General features: G+C 69.7%; 17 protein-coding genes and 1 riboswitch. Of the genes, 11 read left to right on the forward strand and 6 right to left on the reverse strand.

Annotated features, from left to right (window positions below):
* Nucleotides 1–215 precede the first annotated feature (215 nt).
* Together GEV10_28960 and GEV10_28965 are read right to left on the reverse strand one after the other, a co-directional pair.
* Nucleotides 216–944 carry a cytochrome b/b6 domain-containing protein gene (locus GEV10_28960; protein ID MQA82445.1) on the reverse strand — a complete coding sequence of 243 codons (729 nt, stop codon included), beginning with the start codon at nt 942–944 and terminating at the stop codon, nt 216–218.
* Nucleotides 944–1,375: a hypothetical protein gene (locus tag GEV10_28965; GenBank protein MQA82446.1), complete on the reverse strand. Its 432-nt coding sequence runs from the start codon at nt 1,373–1,375 to the stop codon at nt 944–946. The genes GEV10_28960 and GEV10_28965 overlap by 1 nt, the downstream gene beginning before the upstream one ends.
* 173 nt (nt 1,376–1,548) lie before the next feature.
* Here GEV10_28965 and GEV10_28970 point away from each other — a divergent pair, with 173 nt between their 5' ends.
* The 3 genes from GEV10_28970 (at nt 1,549) to GEV10_28980 (ending at nt 3,395) form a co-directional block, all read left to right on the forward strand.
* Nucleotides 1,549–2,145, forward strand: a complete 597-nt coding sequence (locus tag GEV10_28970; protein MQA82447.1) for a methyltransferase domain-containing protein — start codon at nt 1,549–1,551, stop codon at nt 2,143–2,145.
* Nucleotides 2,146–2,244: 99 nt separating this feature from the next.
* On the forward strand, nt 2,245–2,727 hold the full coding sequence (locus tag GEV10_28975; protein MQA82448.1) for a sigma-70 family RNA polymerase sigma factor: 483 nt from the start codon (nt 2,245–2,247) through the stop codon (nt 2,725–2,727).
* Nucleotides 2,724–3,395 (forward strand): hypothetical protein, encoded by a 672-nt coding sequence (locus GEV10_28980; GenBank protein ID MQA82449.1) that lies wholly within the window; start codon nt 2,724–2,726, stop codon nt 3,393–3,395. The genes GEV10_28975 and GEV10_28980 overlap by 4 nt, the downstream gene beginning before the upstream one ends.
* Here GEV10_28980 and GEV10_28985 read toward each other — a convergent pair.
* From GEV10_28985 to GEV10_29000, 4 genes are all read right to left on the reverse strand, one after another.
* Nucleotides 3,317–3,745, reverse strand: a complete 429-nt coding sequence (locus GEV10_28985; GenBank protein MQA82450.1) for a DDE-type integrase/transposase/recombinase — start codon at nt 3,743–3,745, stop codon at nt 3,317–3,319. The two genes, GEV10_28980 and GEV10_28985, sit on opposite strands and share 79 nt — an antisense overlap.
* Before the next feature lie 421 nt (nt 3,746–4,166).
* On the reverse strand, nt 4,167–5,354 hold the full coding sequence (locus GEV10_28990; GenBank protein ID MQA82451.1) for a ZIP family metal transporter: 1,188 nt from the start codon (nt 5,352–5,354) through the stop codon (nt 4,167–4,169).
* Nucleotides 5,351–6,394: a multicopper oxidase domain-containing protein gene (locus GEV10_28995; GenBank protein MQA82452.1), complete on the reverse strand. Its 1,044-nt coding sequence runs from the start codon at nt 6,392–6,394 to the stop codon at nt 5,351–5,353. The genes GEV10_28990 and GEV10_28995 overlap by 4 nt, the downstream gene beginning before the upstream one ends.
* Entirely contained in the window at nt 6,394–7,086 is a 693-nt protein-coding gene (locus tag GEV10_29000; protein MQA82453.1) for a metal-dependent transcriptional regulator, read from the reverse strand. Before GEV10_29000 ends, GEV10_28995 begins: the two co-directional genes overlap by 1 nt.
* Before the next feature lie 828 nt (nt 7,087–7,914).
* A riboswitch (TPP riboswitch) is annotated at nt 7,915–8,024 on the forward strand.
* Here GEV10_29000 and thiE point away from each other — a divergent pair.
* The 8 genes from thiE to GEV10_29040 all read left to right on the forward strand — a co-directional run bounded on the left by thiE (nt 7,993) and on the right by GEV10_29040 (nt 14,041).
* Complete coding sequence (gene thiE / locus GEV10_29005; GenBank protein MQA82454.1) at nt 7,993–8,628, forward strand: thiamine phosphate synthase; 636 nt, start codon at nt 7,993–7,995, stop codon at nt 8,626–8,628. It overlaps the preceding riboswitch by 32 nt.
* On the forward strand, nt 8,625–9,749 hold the full coding sequence (thiO, locus tag GEV10_29010; protein ID MQA82455.1) for a glycine oxidase ThiO: 1,125 nt from the start codon (nt 8,625–8,627) through the stop codon (nt 9,747–9,749). The genes thiE and thiO overlap by 4 nt, the downstream gene beginning before the upstream one ends.
* Complete coding sequence (gene thiS, locus GEV10_29015; protein ID MQA82456.1) at nt 9,740–9,928, forward strand: sulfur carrier protein ThiS; 189 nt, start codon at nt 9,740–9,742, stop codon at nt 9,926–9,928. The genes thiO and thiS overlap by 10 nt, the downstream gene beginning before the upstream one ends.
* A gap of 5 nt (nt 9,929–9,933) precedes the next feature.
* A complete protein-coding gene (locus GEV10_29020; protein MQA82457.1) occupies nt 9,934–10,692 on the forward strand; it encodes a thiazole synthase in 759 nt (252 codons plus the stop codon).
* Nucleotides 10,692–11,270: a thiamine phosphate synthase gene (locus GEV10_29025; GenBank protein MQA82458.1), complete on the forward strand. Its 579-nt coding sequence runs from the start codon at nt 10,692–10,694 to the stop codon at nt 11,268–11,270. The genes GEV10_29020 and GEV10_29025 overlap by 1 nt, the downstream gene beginning before the upstream one ends.
* Nucleotides 11,267–12,067, forward strand: a complete 801-nt coding sequence (gene thiD / locus GEV10_29030; protein ID MQA82459.1) for a bifunctional hydroxymethylpyrimidine kinase/phosphomethylpyrimidine kinase — start codon at nt 11,267–11,269, stop codon at nt 12,065–12,067. Before GEV10_29025 ends, thiD begins: the two co-directional genes overlap by 4 nt.
* Entirely contained in the window at nt 12,067–13,770 is a 1,704-nt protein-coding gene (gene thiC / locus GEV10_29035; GenBank protein MQA82460.1) for a phosphomethylpyrimidine synthase ThiC, read from the forward strand. Before thiD ends, thiC begins: the two co-directional genes overlap by 1 nt.
* A gap of 37 nt (nt 13,771–13,807) precedes the next feature.
* Nucleotides 13,808–14,041, forward strand: coding sequence for a hypothetical protein (locus GEV10_29040; GenBank protein MQA82461.1), 234 nt, complete (start codon nt 13,808–13,810; stop codon nt 14,039–14,041).
* Nucleotides 14,042–14,268 lie beyond the last annotated feature (227 nt).

Genomic DNA, 14,268 nt, shown 5'->3' on the forward strand with positions numbered 1-14,268 from the left:
ACCGCTTCGAACGCCGGCCAGCACGGTCGGTACCACGGTCGAGTTCGGACATGATCAGATCCTCCGGGAGAGGTCGGAGAACCCGTCGGATGTTGTCTGATAGACACGCCGATCTGCGTCACGAAGTCAGGCGCAAAACACTCATGCGTGGTCACCCGGGCGGTCAAGCCCGACGAGTGACACCACGAGCCGGACGTCACCCCCGGCTTTGTTCCTCATCCCTGCCGTGGGGGGATCGTGGGTGGTCTCGGGCCGCGGTCCTTCGCCGGTCGTGTGGCCCGCTCGAACCACCCCGGCCAGAGGCGACGTGCGACGTCGGCCTGGAGACGTCCGCCCATGTGCATCGACCTCCACACCCCGCGGTAACCCGGCAAGATGCCGGCCGCGATGACGATATGGCCGGCGATGAGCGGAGTCACGCCGTACGTCGACCACTTGTGTAGATGAACCAGGACGGCGAATACCGGACCGCCGGACAGCCAGGCCATCCCCACACCGCTGAGGATCAGGACGGACAGTCCGAACATCAACGCTATGTTGAGGATCCGCTGACCCGGATCGAAATGGCCTTCGTGCCGGGCGAACCGGCCGGTCAACACGGCCAGGGGCCAACGCGCGAGCCAGCGCCTGTCAGACCTGTCGACCCGCAGCGTTTCGGTGACGAACGTCCGTACCGCTCGTCTGCCGAGGAGCAGCCCCAGCAACGAGAACCCGGCGAGGATCCAGCCGACATTGGTATGGAGCGTGGTGTCGGGCGTAAGGAAGATCTGGGCGAGCGGGCTCGGTTGCCCCTCACGTCCGAGCGTCACCCACCACCCGGTGCCGAGGAGTATCAGGACGGCCAGGTAGGTACCGGCGTGGAACCACCGCGTCGGCCGGTTGTACCGCTGGATCCTGTCCTGTCCGACGGACACCTGTGCGTGTCCCGCCTTCTTGACGGACATCAGTAGCCGTAGTCCGTCCCACCGTCGCCAGTGCTGCTGCTTGGCGCGCCACCGTCAGTGACATTCACCTCGATCTCGGCCTTGTCGCCCGCCGGCGAGTGATCGGCGTGCTGCTTCGTGACGTTGATCGTGTGCTCGCCCTTGGAAACACCCTTGATCACGAATGAGCTCTTGGTGACGACGGTGTAGTCGGTCTCCTTGCCATCGATGAAGATGTGGACGTGGTCCTTGCCCGTATCCGTGGCCCCGATGTCACCGGCGTCGAACTTCAGCGTGAAGGGTTGTTGGACCGATGCGCCGTCCTTGGGCGATGTGATCGTGAGCTTTCCGGCGTCATCGCCACTGCCTCCGGTCCCGCCAGAGCTGCCGCATGCGGCGACGAGAACCACGACCGCGGCCATCGCACCGAACATCGATACCCGTCTCTTCATGAACTGCTCCTCGTCAACGCCGTGGACTCCGCGGCAACTGCCTTGTCCAGCCCGCGGTACCGCTCCTGTGCGGTATTACGTAGATAGCCATGACGATGGTTCAATCCTGGCCGGCGATCGGTGCGGTAGCCAGCGGACGTGTGGGTTCGAGACGGAGGCGGTCACCAGTGCCGATGATGCGCGCAGTGGAGCGGTCCGTCTGTCGCAGTGCGGGTTGGGGCTGGCTCGCCAGCAGGGTCATCCTGCCGCGAGCGTTGGCAGGCGTACGGCCCGCGGGAGATGTCCTGGAGATGGGCTGCGGCGGTGGCGCGATGGCGGCTGAGATGCTCGCCGCTGATCCGGCAATCACGCTCACCGCCCTCGACATCGACCCGTCGATGGTCGACGCCACCATGCGCCGGCTCGGGCCGTACGGGCACCGGGCACGCGCGATAGAGGCCGACTGCGCCGACCTGCCGTTCGAGGCAGGGTCCTTCGACACTGTCGTCTCCTTCCTGATGCTGCACCACGTCGGCCGATGGGAAGACGCCCTGGGTGAGGTGGTCCGCGTACTGCGTCCCGGCGGACTCCTCGCCGGATGCGACGCGCTCGACACCAGGGTGGCCCGCTGGTTCCACCAGGCGCAGGGGGCACGGTTCAGGTCGGCAGGACACGCGGAACTGCGACGCCGACTCGAATCGCTCCCCCTGGAACGGATCGCGATACGCACTCACCTCGGCGGAGTCATCGCCACGTTCAGTGCTCGACGCGCCCCGGGAACCGGTAGGTAGCCAGCACGGCCCCCATGCGCCGGCCTGAACCCCAAGGGCCAAGACGGCGTAATAGACGATGTGGGAACAGCTAGGAGCTACGACGACGAGCTCTTGGGGATGCTTTACCAAAAGTACTATGCCGCGCTTCTCCATTACGCATTGCGCCTTTCTGACGGCGATCGGCAGCATGCGGAGGACGTCACCCAGGAAGCCTTGTTCCGCGCGTGGCAGCATGCCGACGCGCTGGAGGCGGACGAGGCTCTCCGGTGGCTCTACACGGTCGCCCGCAATGTCGCTATCTCCATGCTCCACCGCGGGCGGCGACACCGGATCATCGAGGTGGAGTTCGATCAAGACGGGACCAACACATCCGACGACGAGCTCGAGCGGGTCCTGGAGTCGTGGCAGGTGATCGAGGCCCTGAAGACGCTCACCGACAACCATCGCGCGGTCCTGGTCGAGTTGTTCTACCGGCGGCGGTCGATGGTGGAGGCGGCCGAGGTCCTGAAGGTGCCGGTCGGGACGGTGAAGTCCCGCAGCCACTACGCGCTTCGCGCCCTGCGTGACGCACTGAGCGAGCGAGGAGTGATCACACCATGAGCTGCGCGGCTTCCGTGACGCTTGGCGCGTACATACTCGGTGCGGTGGGCGGCGAGGAGAGGCGCGCCATCGAGGAGCATCTCGAGACCTGCCAGACGTGCAAGAAGGACCTGCTCAACCTCGCTCCTCTGCCCGGCCTGCTGAGCCGCGTATCGGTGGAGGACGTGACCGAACCCCGGCCGGTACCGGCGGTGCCTCGCCCACGTCCGCGGCGAAGGCTCCGAACCTGGGCGCGCCGGTTGGCGCTCGGCTTCGCCTCGCTCGTCATGTTCGCCGCCGGAGGACTCGCGGGGGGGTTGGTCACCGCCGGTCCCGGGCCGACCGAACCCCGCCCGGCGCACATCGTCTGGACCGGCGCCGATCAGGCCGGCCGCCTTCAGGGGTCCGCCGCGCTCACCCCGCACGCTTGGGGAACCGAGATCGGCCTGCGGCTGCGGCAGGCGAGGCTACGCGCCGAGTGCACGATGGTCGTCAACGCTCGCGGCGGCAGCCGCGACGTCGCCGGTTCATGGGTGATCACCTCCTATCCCGCTGGTGAGATCACTGTGGCGACGTCGACCCGCCTGCGTGACATCGCGTCGCTGGAGATCTACACCAAGGCGGGACAGCGGCTGCTCCGTCTGACCGGCGATACGCGCTCTCCTTCGATTACCGCCACCCACAGCTGAGAACGTGGCACGCCCGGAAGGTTTCGATCAGCACTACCGCCAAGCTGCGCTCGGTGTACTGGCCAGGTTGCCGGCGTCGGAGTGGGGCACGAGCCCCGGTGACGTCGTGGCTGGTGCAGCCGCGGCGCATCGAGCGGCAGGTCGGTGCGCATGGTGCGAGAGACACGCCAGCCGACGATCATTCGGGAGAACACGTCGATCGCGGAGGCGACGTAGACGAACCCGGCCTCCAGCAGGCGACATGAGGTGAAGTCGACGACCCAACGTCGGTTCGGGGCGGTGGCGGTGAAGTCCCGCGCGACGAGGTCTGCCGCGCGTGCCGTGGAGGTGCTGGACTTCTTGCAGCCCAGCGGTTCTCGTCAGCCGCTCGACCGTGCATCGGGCCACCGGGACACCATCCTGGCGGCGCAGCCGGTGGTAGACCTTCCCGGCCACGTACGGGCCCCCGCGATGCCTCGTGGACACCGACGATCTCGGCCAGATCCAGCACCGTCCGCCGGAACTCGGTGGATAGCCACGCCTCCCGTACCACTCCTCCAAGATCAAGTGGCACAAGAAATCCAGCAACCCACCCTCCGAACAACCCAGGACACGCCAAGACCCTCCAACCCGGGGTGGTTCACCTCTGAGAAGCCCGGCGTGTCACCACCAACAGCCAGCAAACCTCATTGTTCAGTTGCCACCTCGCCTCCGGACTGATCCGCCGAGCCATCGGCGGCGTCTTCCGAGCCGCGCGGCAAGCCAGCGGTGACGCGTTGGTGCCTGATCGGATCAGGTAGCGACGAGTAGGCCGGTGGCGTACATGATCAGGAGGCCGGCGGCGAGCCCACCGGCGATGGCCGGGTCTATGATCTTGCCGGCGTGGTTGCGCAGGCTGGGCGCGATCTGGATGACGACCTGGACGATGGCGCCGACACCCACGCCGAACAGCAGAGACGCCAGCGCGGTGTTGTCGACGGCGGCGCCGACCACTGCACCGACGATCGCCGGCGCACCGGCGAGGAGGCCGAGGAAGAGGAGGCGGAGTAGGGAGGGTCGTTGCCGTGTCAGCGGCGCGACGACCGCGAGGCCCTCGGTGGTGTTGTGCAGAGCGAAGCCGACAACCAGCGCGGTTCCCAGGGCCAGTTCGCCGACGGCATATGCCGAGCCGATCGCCAGTCCCTCCCCGAGGTTGTGCAGTCCGATCCCGATGGCGATCATCAGCGCCAGCCGCCAGCCGTCCGGGCTGTCCCCGGCCCGTCTGCGGGACCGGCTCCGCAGGAAGCGGTCGACCGCGGTGAGGGCCAGGAACGCCAGCCCGGCGCCGAGGAGGACCAGCACTGGGCCACCGAAGGCGCCTCCGGACCGCTCGGCCAGTTCGAGCCCCTCGACGGCCGCGTCGACGGCGAGGAAGGCGAGCAGTCCGACGGTCAGCGCGAGCAGCACCCGAACCGCCGACCGGCCGGCCCTGCGCAGCGCGGGCAGGAACGCCATCCCGAGTGCCACCGGGATGATGCCGACGTAGGTTCCGAGCAGCACCATCAGCGCCAGCAGTCCGCCACCGGTGGCGGGAGTCTCCGCTGCGGCTGGGATCTCGTGCTCGACGACGGCACCGGAGGACGTCAGGACCGACACCAGATAGGGCTGGCCGTCCTGCCACGGATAGGCCAGGCGCACGGTGTCCGTGGCCAGCCGGCTCAGCGGTTCGGTGGAGCCGGTGAAGCCGACGTAGGTGTCGTTGACGGAGATCTGGGCGATCTGCACCGGATCCGGTCCGGTGTTGCGCACCACGAGCTCGATGACGCCGGGTGACAGCACGGTGCGCTCGACCGTCAGCCGCTCCACCGGTGGCCCGAGACGCTCGGGCAGGCTACGGCTACCGGCCAGGACGAGCGCGGTCATGGCGACCGCGACGGTCGCGAGGGTGGCGACCACGAGAATCCAGGCCGGGAGCTGCCCGCGGGTCCGCGCGGCGGTCACCCGGTCACCTCGAAGAAGCCCATCCAGCCGAGATCGGCGAACTCGGTCTTGTGCGCGTGGAACATGAACTTCCCAGGGTGGGGGAACCGCACCTCGCAGATGCCACGCTGCCCTTGCGCCTGGCTGACCGTGTCGGTGAACTCGCTGGGTTCCAGCCGGGTGCCGGTCGGGTAGTAGTCGAAGAAGTTCCCGTGCAGGTGGAAGCTGTTGATCGGGTCGTACTCCAAGACGTTGACCAGATAGATCCGCACCAGCTCACCGCGCTTCACCCGGACCGGTTCGTGCATGTAGTGGAACGGGATCCCGTTGACCGCGTAGAGCTGGTTGCCCTGGGCGTCGAAGGTGGTGTTGTAGCCGTGCATCACCATCACCAGCTCGTCGGCCCGCGGACGGGGCTGCGGTGGGTCGATGATGAACGTGCCGTACAGGCCGCGGGCGATGTGCTCGGCGAGCGGCCCCACGTGGCAGTGGTACAGGTGGAGCCCGAACGGTTCCGCGTCGAATTCGTAGACGAAGTCGCCGCCGGGTTCGATCACCCCCCGGCCGACTCCTGGGACCCCGTCCATCTCGGCGGGGTGGATACCGTGGAAGTGCATCGTGTGTGGATGGGCGGAGGCGTTGACGATGCGCACCCGCAGTCGGTCGCCGGCCCGGCAGCGCAATGTCGGACCCGGCACCCGCCCGTTGAACGTCCATGCCGGGAACACCAGGCCGGGTGCGACCTCGATCTCGCGGTCCCTCGCGACGATCTCCCACTCACGCAACACGCGGCCATCCGCCAGCTTCGAGACCTTGCCGTAGTCGAAGTCCCGCAGGATCTTGCCCGGGTGGAACCCGTTGGCCGCGTGATCGACGCTGCCACCGCGGAAGGCCGGACCGTTCACTCCGCCACCATGAGCCGACGGGGTGTCATCGCCCGTATGTGGCGCAGGGCTCGGGTCCTCGCCCCGCGATCGCGCGGCCAGTGGTTGCGTGGGTATCGCGCCGAGAGCAACCCCAGCCCCGCCCAGCAGAAATCCCCGCCGAGACGCCCCGGGCATCAGGCGATCTCGCCATGGACGAGATCGGCCAGCATCGGCCCGAGCGCATGCTTGCGCGCGCCGACCTTCACCCACACCGGCCCTCCGAAAGGTTCGCGGCTCATCACCTCGAGCACCGCACCCGGTCGGATCCCCCGCTCGGCCAGGTACCGCAGAGCGTCGCTGTCGTCATCGGCGACCCGCTGCACCCGGAACCGGCTGCCCACCGCCACGCCGCTCAGCGGAGTGGCCCATGCCTCGACGTGCTGGCCGCTGCGTGGCGGGATCGGGTCGCCGTGCGGATCGTGCGTGGGATGTCCGAGCACACTGTCGATCCGGTCCTCAAGCCGCTCGCTGATCGCATGCTCCAGCACATCGGCCTCCGCATGGACCTCGTCCCAGGCCAGCCCCAGAACCTGCACGAGAAAGGTCTCGACCAGCCGGTGCCTGCGCGTCACCCCCGTGGCATGCCGTTCACCATGTGCCGTCAGCGTGACGGCATGGCCCGCGGAGCGGACGACCAGCTGGCTCGCCTCCAGCCGCTTCAACATCGCGGACACCGTCGGCGGAGCGACCCACAGCTGCTCGGCGAGCGCGGACGTGGTCACCGGCAGCTTGCGCCCGGCGAGTTTGAAGATCGTCCTGAGGTAGTCCTCGACCGCCGCGGTATGCGAGATCTCGCAACAACGGACCGGTCGAGCAGTTTGAGCCATCACACCACGATGTTAGCTTAATCTAACAACGATGAGCTGACCTGATGGAACTGGCGCGACGCGATCGAGTGACCGCGCCTGGATCTGAGACTTCGCGTCCACATCCACGCACAGCCCACAGGGCGCGTTCGGGTGGGTCGAGGTAGAGCCGACGACGTCGTAGAGTTTGTCCACGAAGTGCGGGTCGGTGGACGGCTTCCAGTGGTCGATCTTGTGCGGTTGGAGCTCGAATGCCCGTCAGATCCGCGACACCGCAGTTCGGCTCGGCCCGGCATGTGTGGCTATCATCCGCGTCGACCAGTGTGTCCCGTCGTCAGGCGGGGCCTGCTCCAAGGTGGCGGTCACGACCTGCTCGACCTGGGCGTCGGTGACCGTATGCGGCCGACCGGGCGCGGCTCGTCGGGCAACCCGGCCAGCCGGTCGGCGACGAACCGGGCCCGCCACTTGCCCACCATCTGCGCGGTCACCGAGAATCGAGCCGCTACCGCCTTGTTCGTCGCATCCTTCCGCGCACGCCAGCACGATCTTGGCGCGCAGCGCTAACGCTTGCGCACTCGTCGGTGCCGCGCGCACTGGTGCAGCGTCTCCCGTTCGTCCTCGCTGAGCACCAACTCCGCGGTCGGTCGAACCCGTCCTTGCTATCGACGAGGACGACCAGAATTTCTCTTGTGAATTAGCGACTCAGGAACACTTGGAGCTCGGCCATGGTGAGGTAGCCGCCGGGTCCCTCTATCCGGGAGCCGGACGAGCGGTGCCGCAGCCTGGCTGGCACGCGATTAGCTTCTGACGGTCGCCGCCGACAATCCGGGCTGCACCTGCTACGGTGGCAGACATCCACACGGGAGCCCGTTGCATCGGGCTGAGATGGGGCTGAAGCCGCCCTGACCGTCGAACCTGCTCCGGATAATGCCGGCGAAGGAAGTGAACGAACGTTTGCCACGCGTACACTTGATCACCGATTTCCCCACACTCGATCTGACCGCGCTCAACCAGGTCGTCGCGGTCGCCGGCACGGGAGTGGACGCGATCCAGGTCCGTGCCAAGCACGCGACCGATCGGGAGGTCGTCGCCTGGACACGCGCGGTCGTCGCGGCGGTGCGCCCTCTCGGGGCGCGGGTCCTGGTCAACGACCGGCTCGACGTCGCGCTCGCGGCGGGCGCCGACGGCGTCCACCTGGGACTGGACGACCTGCCCGTCGCTGCCGCCCGGGCACTCACCCCCGAGGGTTTCCTCATCGGGGCCACCTGCCGCGGGCACGAGCACGCGGTCCGAGCCAGGGCGGACGGCGCGGACTATGCCGGTGTGGGCCCGGTTCATGCCTCCACCACCAAGGACAGCCTGCCGGACCCGATCGGTCTGGACGCTCTTCGTGCGGCTGCCCGGGTGCTGCCCGCCATCGCCATCGGCGGGATAACCGCCGCTCGAGTGCCTGCGGTCATGCGGGCCGGTGCCCACGGAGTCGCCGTCGTCGCTGCGGTGTGGCGCGCGCAGGACCCACCGGGGGAAGCGAAGCGGATCGTCGACCTGGTCCGCGCCGCGTGAGCGGGCGCATCGCGGTACCGCGCGGTCTCGATGTGGTCGTCGTCGGGGGCGGCATCATTGGCCTGGCCTGCGCCGACGAGCTGATCCGAGCCGGTCACGACGTGCGCGTCTGCGACCCGGCGCCGGCCGGAGGTGCGACGTACGCTGCGGCCGGGATGCTCGCCCCCGCCGGCGAGGCCTGGTTCGGCGAAGAGCCGTTGTTCCGCCTGGGCCAGGAGTCGCTCGCCCGCTGGCCCGGGTTCGCCGCGTCCCTGGAGCAGCGCTCCGGCGTTCAGGTCGATCTGCGTACGACCGGGACGTTGCTCGTGGCCGGTGACTGTGACGACCTCGCGGAAGTACGCCGGACGTATGCCCTGCTCGACCGGGTCGGGGTCCGGGCCGAGGAGCTCGACCGGCGGAGCGTGCGATCCGCAGAGCCTACGGTCACCTCACGGGTGGCCGGAGGGGCCTTCCTCCCCGACGACCACCAGGTCAATCCGCGGCGGGTCGCCGAGGCGCTGCTGGAGGTGCTCGGCGACCGGGTCGTCCGGATGCACGCCGAGCCCGTCGACGACGGTGTGGTCCTGAGCGACGGGACCCGGCTGCGAGCGGACGTCGTGGTCCTGGCCACCGGGGCCGTCGGCATGCCGCGAGTGCGTCCCGTGCGCGGCGAGGTCGTGCGCGTGCGGACCCCTCACGCCCCGACCCGCGTGCTGCGCGCGCGTCTGCACGGGGAGCGGGTGTACGTTGTGCCGCGGCGCAGCGGTGAGGTCGTGATCGGGGCGACCGAGGAGGAGCATGGCGCCGCCGACGAGGCGCCGCTGCCGACCGTTGGAGGCGTCACCCGGCTGCTGGAGACCGCGCGGGCGCTTGTACCAGGCCTCGACACCGCCGAGCTGCTGGAGGTCGTCGCCCGGGACCGGCCGGGAAGTCCGGACAACGGCCCGCTCATCGGACCGGTCCCGGCCGCCGGCTCGACCCGCCGCCTGCTCGCGGGCGGCCACTACCGGGGTGGCGTGCTGCTGGCCCCGGTCACCGCGGCGGCGGTCCGCGCCCATATCGACGGGGCCGACGTACCCGACGTCGCCCGACCCTTCACCCCCGACCGTTTCGAGCCCAGAGAAGAGGACCCATGCAGGTGACCGTCAACGGACACTTCCGCGAGCTGCCCGAGGAGACCCGGCTCGCCGGCCTGGTGTCGGATCCGCGCGGGGTCGCCGTCGCCCTTAACGGTGCGGTGGTCCGCGCCGCCGACTGGCCCACGACCGTGCTGAGCGAGCATGACCGCATCGAGGTTGTCACCGCCCGGCAGGGCGGGTGAGGCTCCTGGAGGTCGCGGGTGTGCAGCTGACCAGCCGCCTGTGGCTGGGTACCGGCGGGCTGACCAGTGCGGAGATCGTCCGGCGGGTGGTCGAGGCTGCCGGGCCGGGTCTGGTGACGGTGTCGATGCGGCGTACCTCCGACCTGGGGGAGGGCGGGCTCCTGGCCACACTGCGTGAGCTGGGCGTACGGGTCCTGCCGAACACCGCCGGCTGCCTGAGCGCCCGGGAGGCGGTGCTGACCGCCGAGCTCGCCCGTGAGGCGCTCGGGACCGACTGGGTCAAGCTCGAGGTGATCGGTGACGAGGTGAGCCTGCTGCCCGACGTGGTCGAGCTGGTCGAGGCCGCAGCGACCCTGGTCGACCGCGGGTTCACGGTGCTGCCCTACACGACCGCCGACGCCGTGGTGGCGCAGCGTCTGGTCGACGTCGGCTGTGACGCGGTGATGCCGCTCGGCTCGCCGATCGGCTCCGGCCGGGGGGTCGCGGACCCGCATGCGCTCGCGGCGGTACGTGCGGCGGTGGCCGTGCCGGTCGTCCTCGACGCGGGCATCGGCACGGCCAGCGAAGCCGCGCAGGCGATGGAGCTGGGCTGTGACGCGGTGCTCGTGGCCACCGCGGTGACGCGGGCCGAGGACCCGGTGGCGATGGCCCAGGCGATGCGGCTCGCAGTAGACGCCGGTGTGCTCGCGCGGGCCGCCGGCCGGATCCCGCGGCGGGAGACCGCCCGGGCCTCCAGCCCGATGCGCGGCCGGGTCGAGGCCTGATGCTGCCTCGCCTGCTCGTGCTGACCGACCGCCGCCAGCTGCCGTCTGGCCGGACCGTCGCCGAGACCGTCGCCCGGTGCGCGGAGGCCGGTCTCACCGCCGTGGTGCTGCGTGAGCTGGACCTGACGGAGGCCCGGCGTGCCGGTCTCGCCGCCGACCTGGCGGAGCACGTCCGGGTCGTCTCGGCCCGCACCCTATTGACCCGGGCGGTCGGGATACACCTCGGCTCCCGGCAGCCACGGGGTGACGCGGGCAAGGCGCCGTTCCACGGCCGGTCGTGCCACGACGAGGCCGAGGTCGACCGGGCCGCCGCCGAAGGCACCTCCTACGTGACGATCTCACCGGTGGCCACGTCGGCTTCCAAACCCGGCTACGGCCCCGCGCTGGGCGTCGCCGAAGTACGGCGTGCCGTTGCGGCCGCGGCCGGCGTGCCGGTCTACGCCCTTGGCGGGGTGGACCCGGGCAACGCCGCCGGCCTGCGTGAGGCCGGTGCGCACGGGGTCGCCGTGATGGGCGCGGTGATGCGGACCCCCGACCCGGCCGCCATGGTGGCCCGGCTGCTCGAGGAGGTCTCATGAGCACCCCGCCCGTGGTGCTGAGCATCGCCGGGACCGACTCCGGTGGTGCGGCGGGTCTGGCTGCGGACCTGACCACGTTCACGGCACTGGGGGCGCACGGCGCCTGCGCGGTCACGGCGGTCACCGCACAGGACACCACGGGCGTGCATCGGGTCGTCCGGCTCGACCCCGACGACGTCCGCAACCAGATCCTCGCGGTGGTCGGCGACCTGCCGGTGGCCGCCGCCAAGACCGGGATGCTGGGCTCTGCGGAGGTCGCCCAGGTGGTCGCGGACCTGGTCGCCGGGACGGTCCCGCTGGTCGTGGATCCGGTGCTCGCAGCGACCTCCGGCGCGGTACTCGGTGACGACGCCCTGGTCGCGGCGTACCGCGAGGTACTGCTGCCCAGGGCCTCGGTCGTCACCCCCAACCTTGACGAGGCGGTCAGGCTGACCGGCCTGGACCGCGATCGGCCACCGACCGATATCGCGCGGGCCCTGCACGCGCTCGGTCCCGCCGTTGTGCTCACCGGTGGCGACCCGGTCGCCGCCCTGTGCCGCGACGTCGTCGTCGACCACGCCGGTGTGACGACCGTCCTGGAGCACCCTGCCCTCGCCACCGGCAACGACCACGGCACCGGCTGCACCCACAGCGCCGCGCTCGCCGTCCACCTCGCCCGCGGACTCGACCTGGAGTCCGCGGCCCGGCGAGCGCACGTCTTCGTGACCCGTGCGCTCGCCACCTCTGCGACCTGGCGCCTCGGCCGGGGCCGGGGCCCGATCGCCCACGTGCTCGTCCCCAAGGAACAGGAGTTCTGATGCACATCCATCCCTCGCACAGCACGGTCCACCGGCACGGTTCGCGTGACGACGTCGCGGTGCCATTCACCCGGGTCGCGCTCACCAACGGCGACACGTTCGACCGCTACGCGACCGCCGGGCCGGGCAGCGACCCCGAGGTCGGCTTGCCGCCGTTGCGGACCCCCTGGGTCGTCGAGCGCAACGACACCGAGGAATACGACGGGCGCGAGCCGCAGCTGCTCGACAACGGCAAGGGGGCCGTCCGTCGAGGCGGAGCCCGCGAGCAGTGGCGCGGACGACGGGCCCGTCCGCTCCGTTCGGTGCCGGGCAGCAACGTGACGCAGATGCACTACGCCAGGCAGGGCATCGTCACGCCCGAGATGGAGTACGTCGCAGTCCGCGAAGGGATGGATGTCGAGGTCGTCCGGACCGAGCTCGCCGCCGGGCGGGCGATCATCCCGGTGAACATCAACCACCCCGAGGCCGAGCCGATGATCATCGGTAAGCGGTTCCTGGTGAAGGTCAACGCGAACATCGGCAACTCCGCTGTCACCAGCTCGGTCGCCGAGGAAGTCGACAAGATGACCTGGGCGGTCACCTGGGGCGCCGACACGGTGATGGACCTGTCCACCGGTGACGACATCCACACCACCCGTGAGTGGATCATCCGGAACTCACCGGTGCCGATCGGCACGGTGCCGATCTACCAAGCCCTGGAGAAGGTCGACGGCGACGCCTCTGCGCTGACCTGGGAGGTGTTCCGCGACACCGTAGTCGAGCAGTGCGAGCAGGGGGTGGACTACATGACGATCCACGCCGGCGTGCTGCTGCGCTACGTCCCGCTCACCGCTGAGCGGATCACCGGCATCGTCTCGCGCGGCGGCTCGATCATGGCCGGCTGGTGTCTGGCCCACCACAAGGAGAACTTCCTCTACACGCACTTCAACGAGCTCTGCGAGATCTTCACCCGGTACGACGTGTCGTTCTCCCTCGGCGACGGGCTGCGACCTGGCTGCACCGCGGACGCGAACGACGAGGCGCAGCTCTCCGAGCTACGGACCCTTGCAGAGCTGACGAAGCGCGCCTGGGAGTACGACGTCCAGGTGATGGTCGAGGGACCCGGACACGTCCCGCTCAACCTCGTCGAGGAGAACGTCACCCTCCAGCAAGACTCGTGCCACGGCGCGCCGTTCTACACCCTCGGCCCACTGACGACCGACATCGCGCCCGGCTACGACCACATCACCTCCGCCATCGGGGCCGCGACCATTGCGATGCACGGTACGGCGATGCTCTGCTACGTGACCCCCAAGGAGCACCTCGGCCTGCCGAACCGCGACGACGTGAAGACCGGGGTGATCACCTACAAGCTCTCCGCCCATGCCGCCGACGTGGCCAAGGGACACCCGGGCGCCCGCGACTGGGACGACGAGCTGTCCAAGGCGCGCTTCGAGTTCCGTTGGCACGACCAGTTCGCTCTCTCCCTGGACCCGCACACGGCCGAGTTGTTCCACGACGAGACGCTGCCGGCCGAGGCTTCCAAGACCGCGCACTTCTGCTCGATGTGCGGCCCGAAGTTCTGCTCGATGCGGATCAGCCAGGACGTGCGGGACTATGCCGCGAAGCGCGGACTCGGGTCGGCGGCCGCTGTGGAGGCGGGGATGGCGGAGAAGGCCGCGCAGTTCGTCGAGCTCGGCGGCTCGGTGTACGTCGAGGGCTGAGCCGGTGCCCGGCGCAGCCGCCCTCCACTCGCTCACCATGACCGGAACCGGCCGGTACCCCCCCATCGGCGACCAGACGTCGGCCGCCGAGCGGGCGGCTGCGGTCGGCGCCTGGGCGTTCCCTGAGGAAGCGCGGAGCGCGTTCTACGACGTGGTGTCTGCCCGCCGGGACATCCGCAGGTTCCGCCCGGACACGGTCCCCGGTGAGACCCTCGACCGGGTGCTGGCCGCTGCCCATGCGGCCCCGTCCGTGGGGCACAGCCAGCCCTGACGGTTCGTCGTTGTCACCGAGGCCGGCACCCGCGACCAGGCGGCGCGTATGGCCGACAACGGTTGAAGCAGGCGCGAGTGCTGAGGCTTAGGGATGCGCTGATTTTCTGGTTCGTCCGGGGTGCCGTCTGGCTGGGTGCTGGGGATCGCGGAATGATGAGGTGTGCGCAGCGATCAGGCCAGTTTCACCGATGTCGAGTACGGCAACCGTCGACGGGTCTCCCGCCG

The organism is Streptosporangiales bacterium (assembly GCA_009379955.1).
Taxonomy (GTDB): Bacteria; Actinomycetota; Actinomycetes; order Streptosporangiales; family WHST01; genus WHST01.

Excerpts from the sequence above, each read along its gene's own strand:
- GEV10_29025 (MQA82458.1), top strand. The coding sequence starts at position 10,692 with ATGCTGCCTCGCCTGCTCGTGCTGACCGACCGCCGCCAGCTGCCGTCT.
- GEV10_29000 (MQA82453.1), bottom strand. The coding sequence starts at position 7,086 with ATGGCTCAAACTGCTCGACCGGTCCGTTGTTGCGAGATCTCGCATACC.
- thiS (MQA82456.1), top strand. The coding sequence starts at position 9,740 with ATGCAGGTGACCGTCAACGGACACTTCCGCGAGCTGCCCGAGGAGACC.
- thiD (MQA82459.1), top strand. The coding sequence starts at position 11,267 with ATGAGCACCCCGCCCGTGGTGCTGAGCATCGCCGGGACCGACTCCGGT.
- thiC (MQA82460.1), top strand. The coding sequence starts at position 12,067 with ATGCACATCCATCCCTCGCACAGCACGGTCCACCGGCACGGTTCGCGT.
- GEV10_28980 (MQA82449.1), top strand. The coding sequence starts at position 2,724 with ATGAGCTGCGCGGCTTCCGTGACGCTTGGCGCGTACATACTCGGTGCG.
- GEV10_28960 (MQA82445.1), bottom strand. The coding sequence starts at position 944 with ATGTCCGTCAAGAAGGCGGGACACGCACAGGTGTCCGTCGGACAGGAC.
- thiE (MQA82454.1), top strand. The coding sequence starts at position 7,993 with ATGCCGGCGAAGGAAGTGAACGAACGTTTGCCACGCGTACACTTGATC.
- GEV10_29040 (MQA82461.1), top strand. The coding sequence starts at position 13,808 with ATGACCGGAACCGGCCGGTACCCCCCCATCGGCGACCAGACGTCGGCC.
- GEV10_28975 (MQA82448.1), top strand. The coding sequence starts at position 2,245 with ATGCTTTACCAAAAGTACTATGCCGCGCTTCTCCATTACGCATTGCGC.
- GEV10_28970 (MQA82447.1), top strand. The coding sequence starts at position 1,549 with ATGATGCGCGCAGTGGAGCGGTCCGTCTGTCGCAGTGCGGGTTGGGGC.
- GEV10_28965 (MQA82446.1), bottom strand. The coding sequence starts at position 1,375 with ATGAAGAGACGGGTATCGATGTTCGGTGCGATGGCCGCGGTCGTGGTT.
- GEV10_28995 (MQA82452.1), bottom strand. The coding sequence starts at position 6,394 with ATGCCCGGGGCGTCTCGGCGGGGATTTCTGCTGGGCGGGGCTGGGGTT.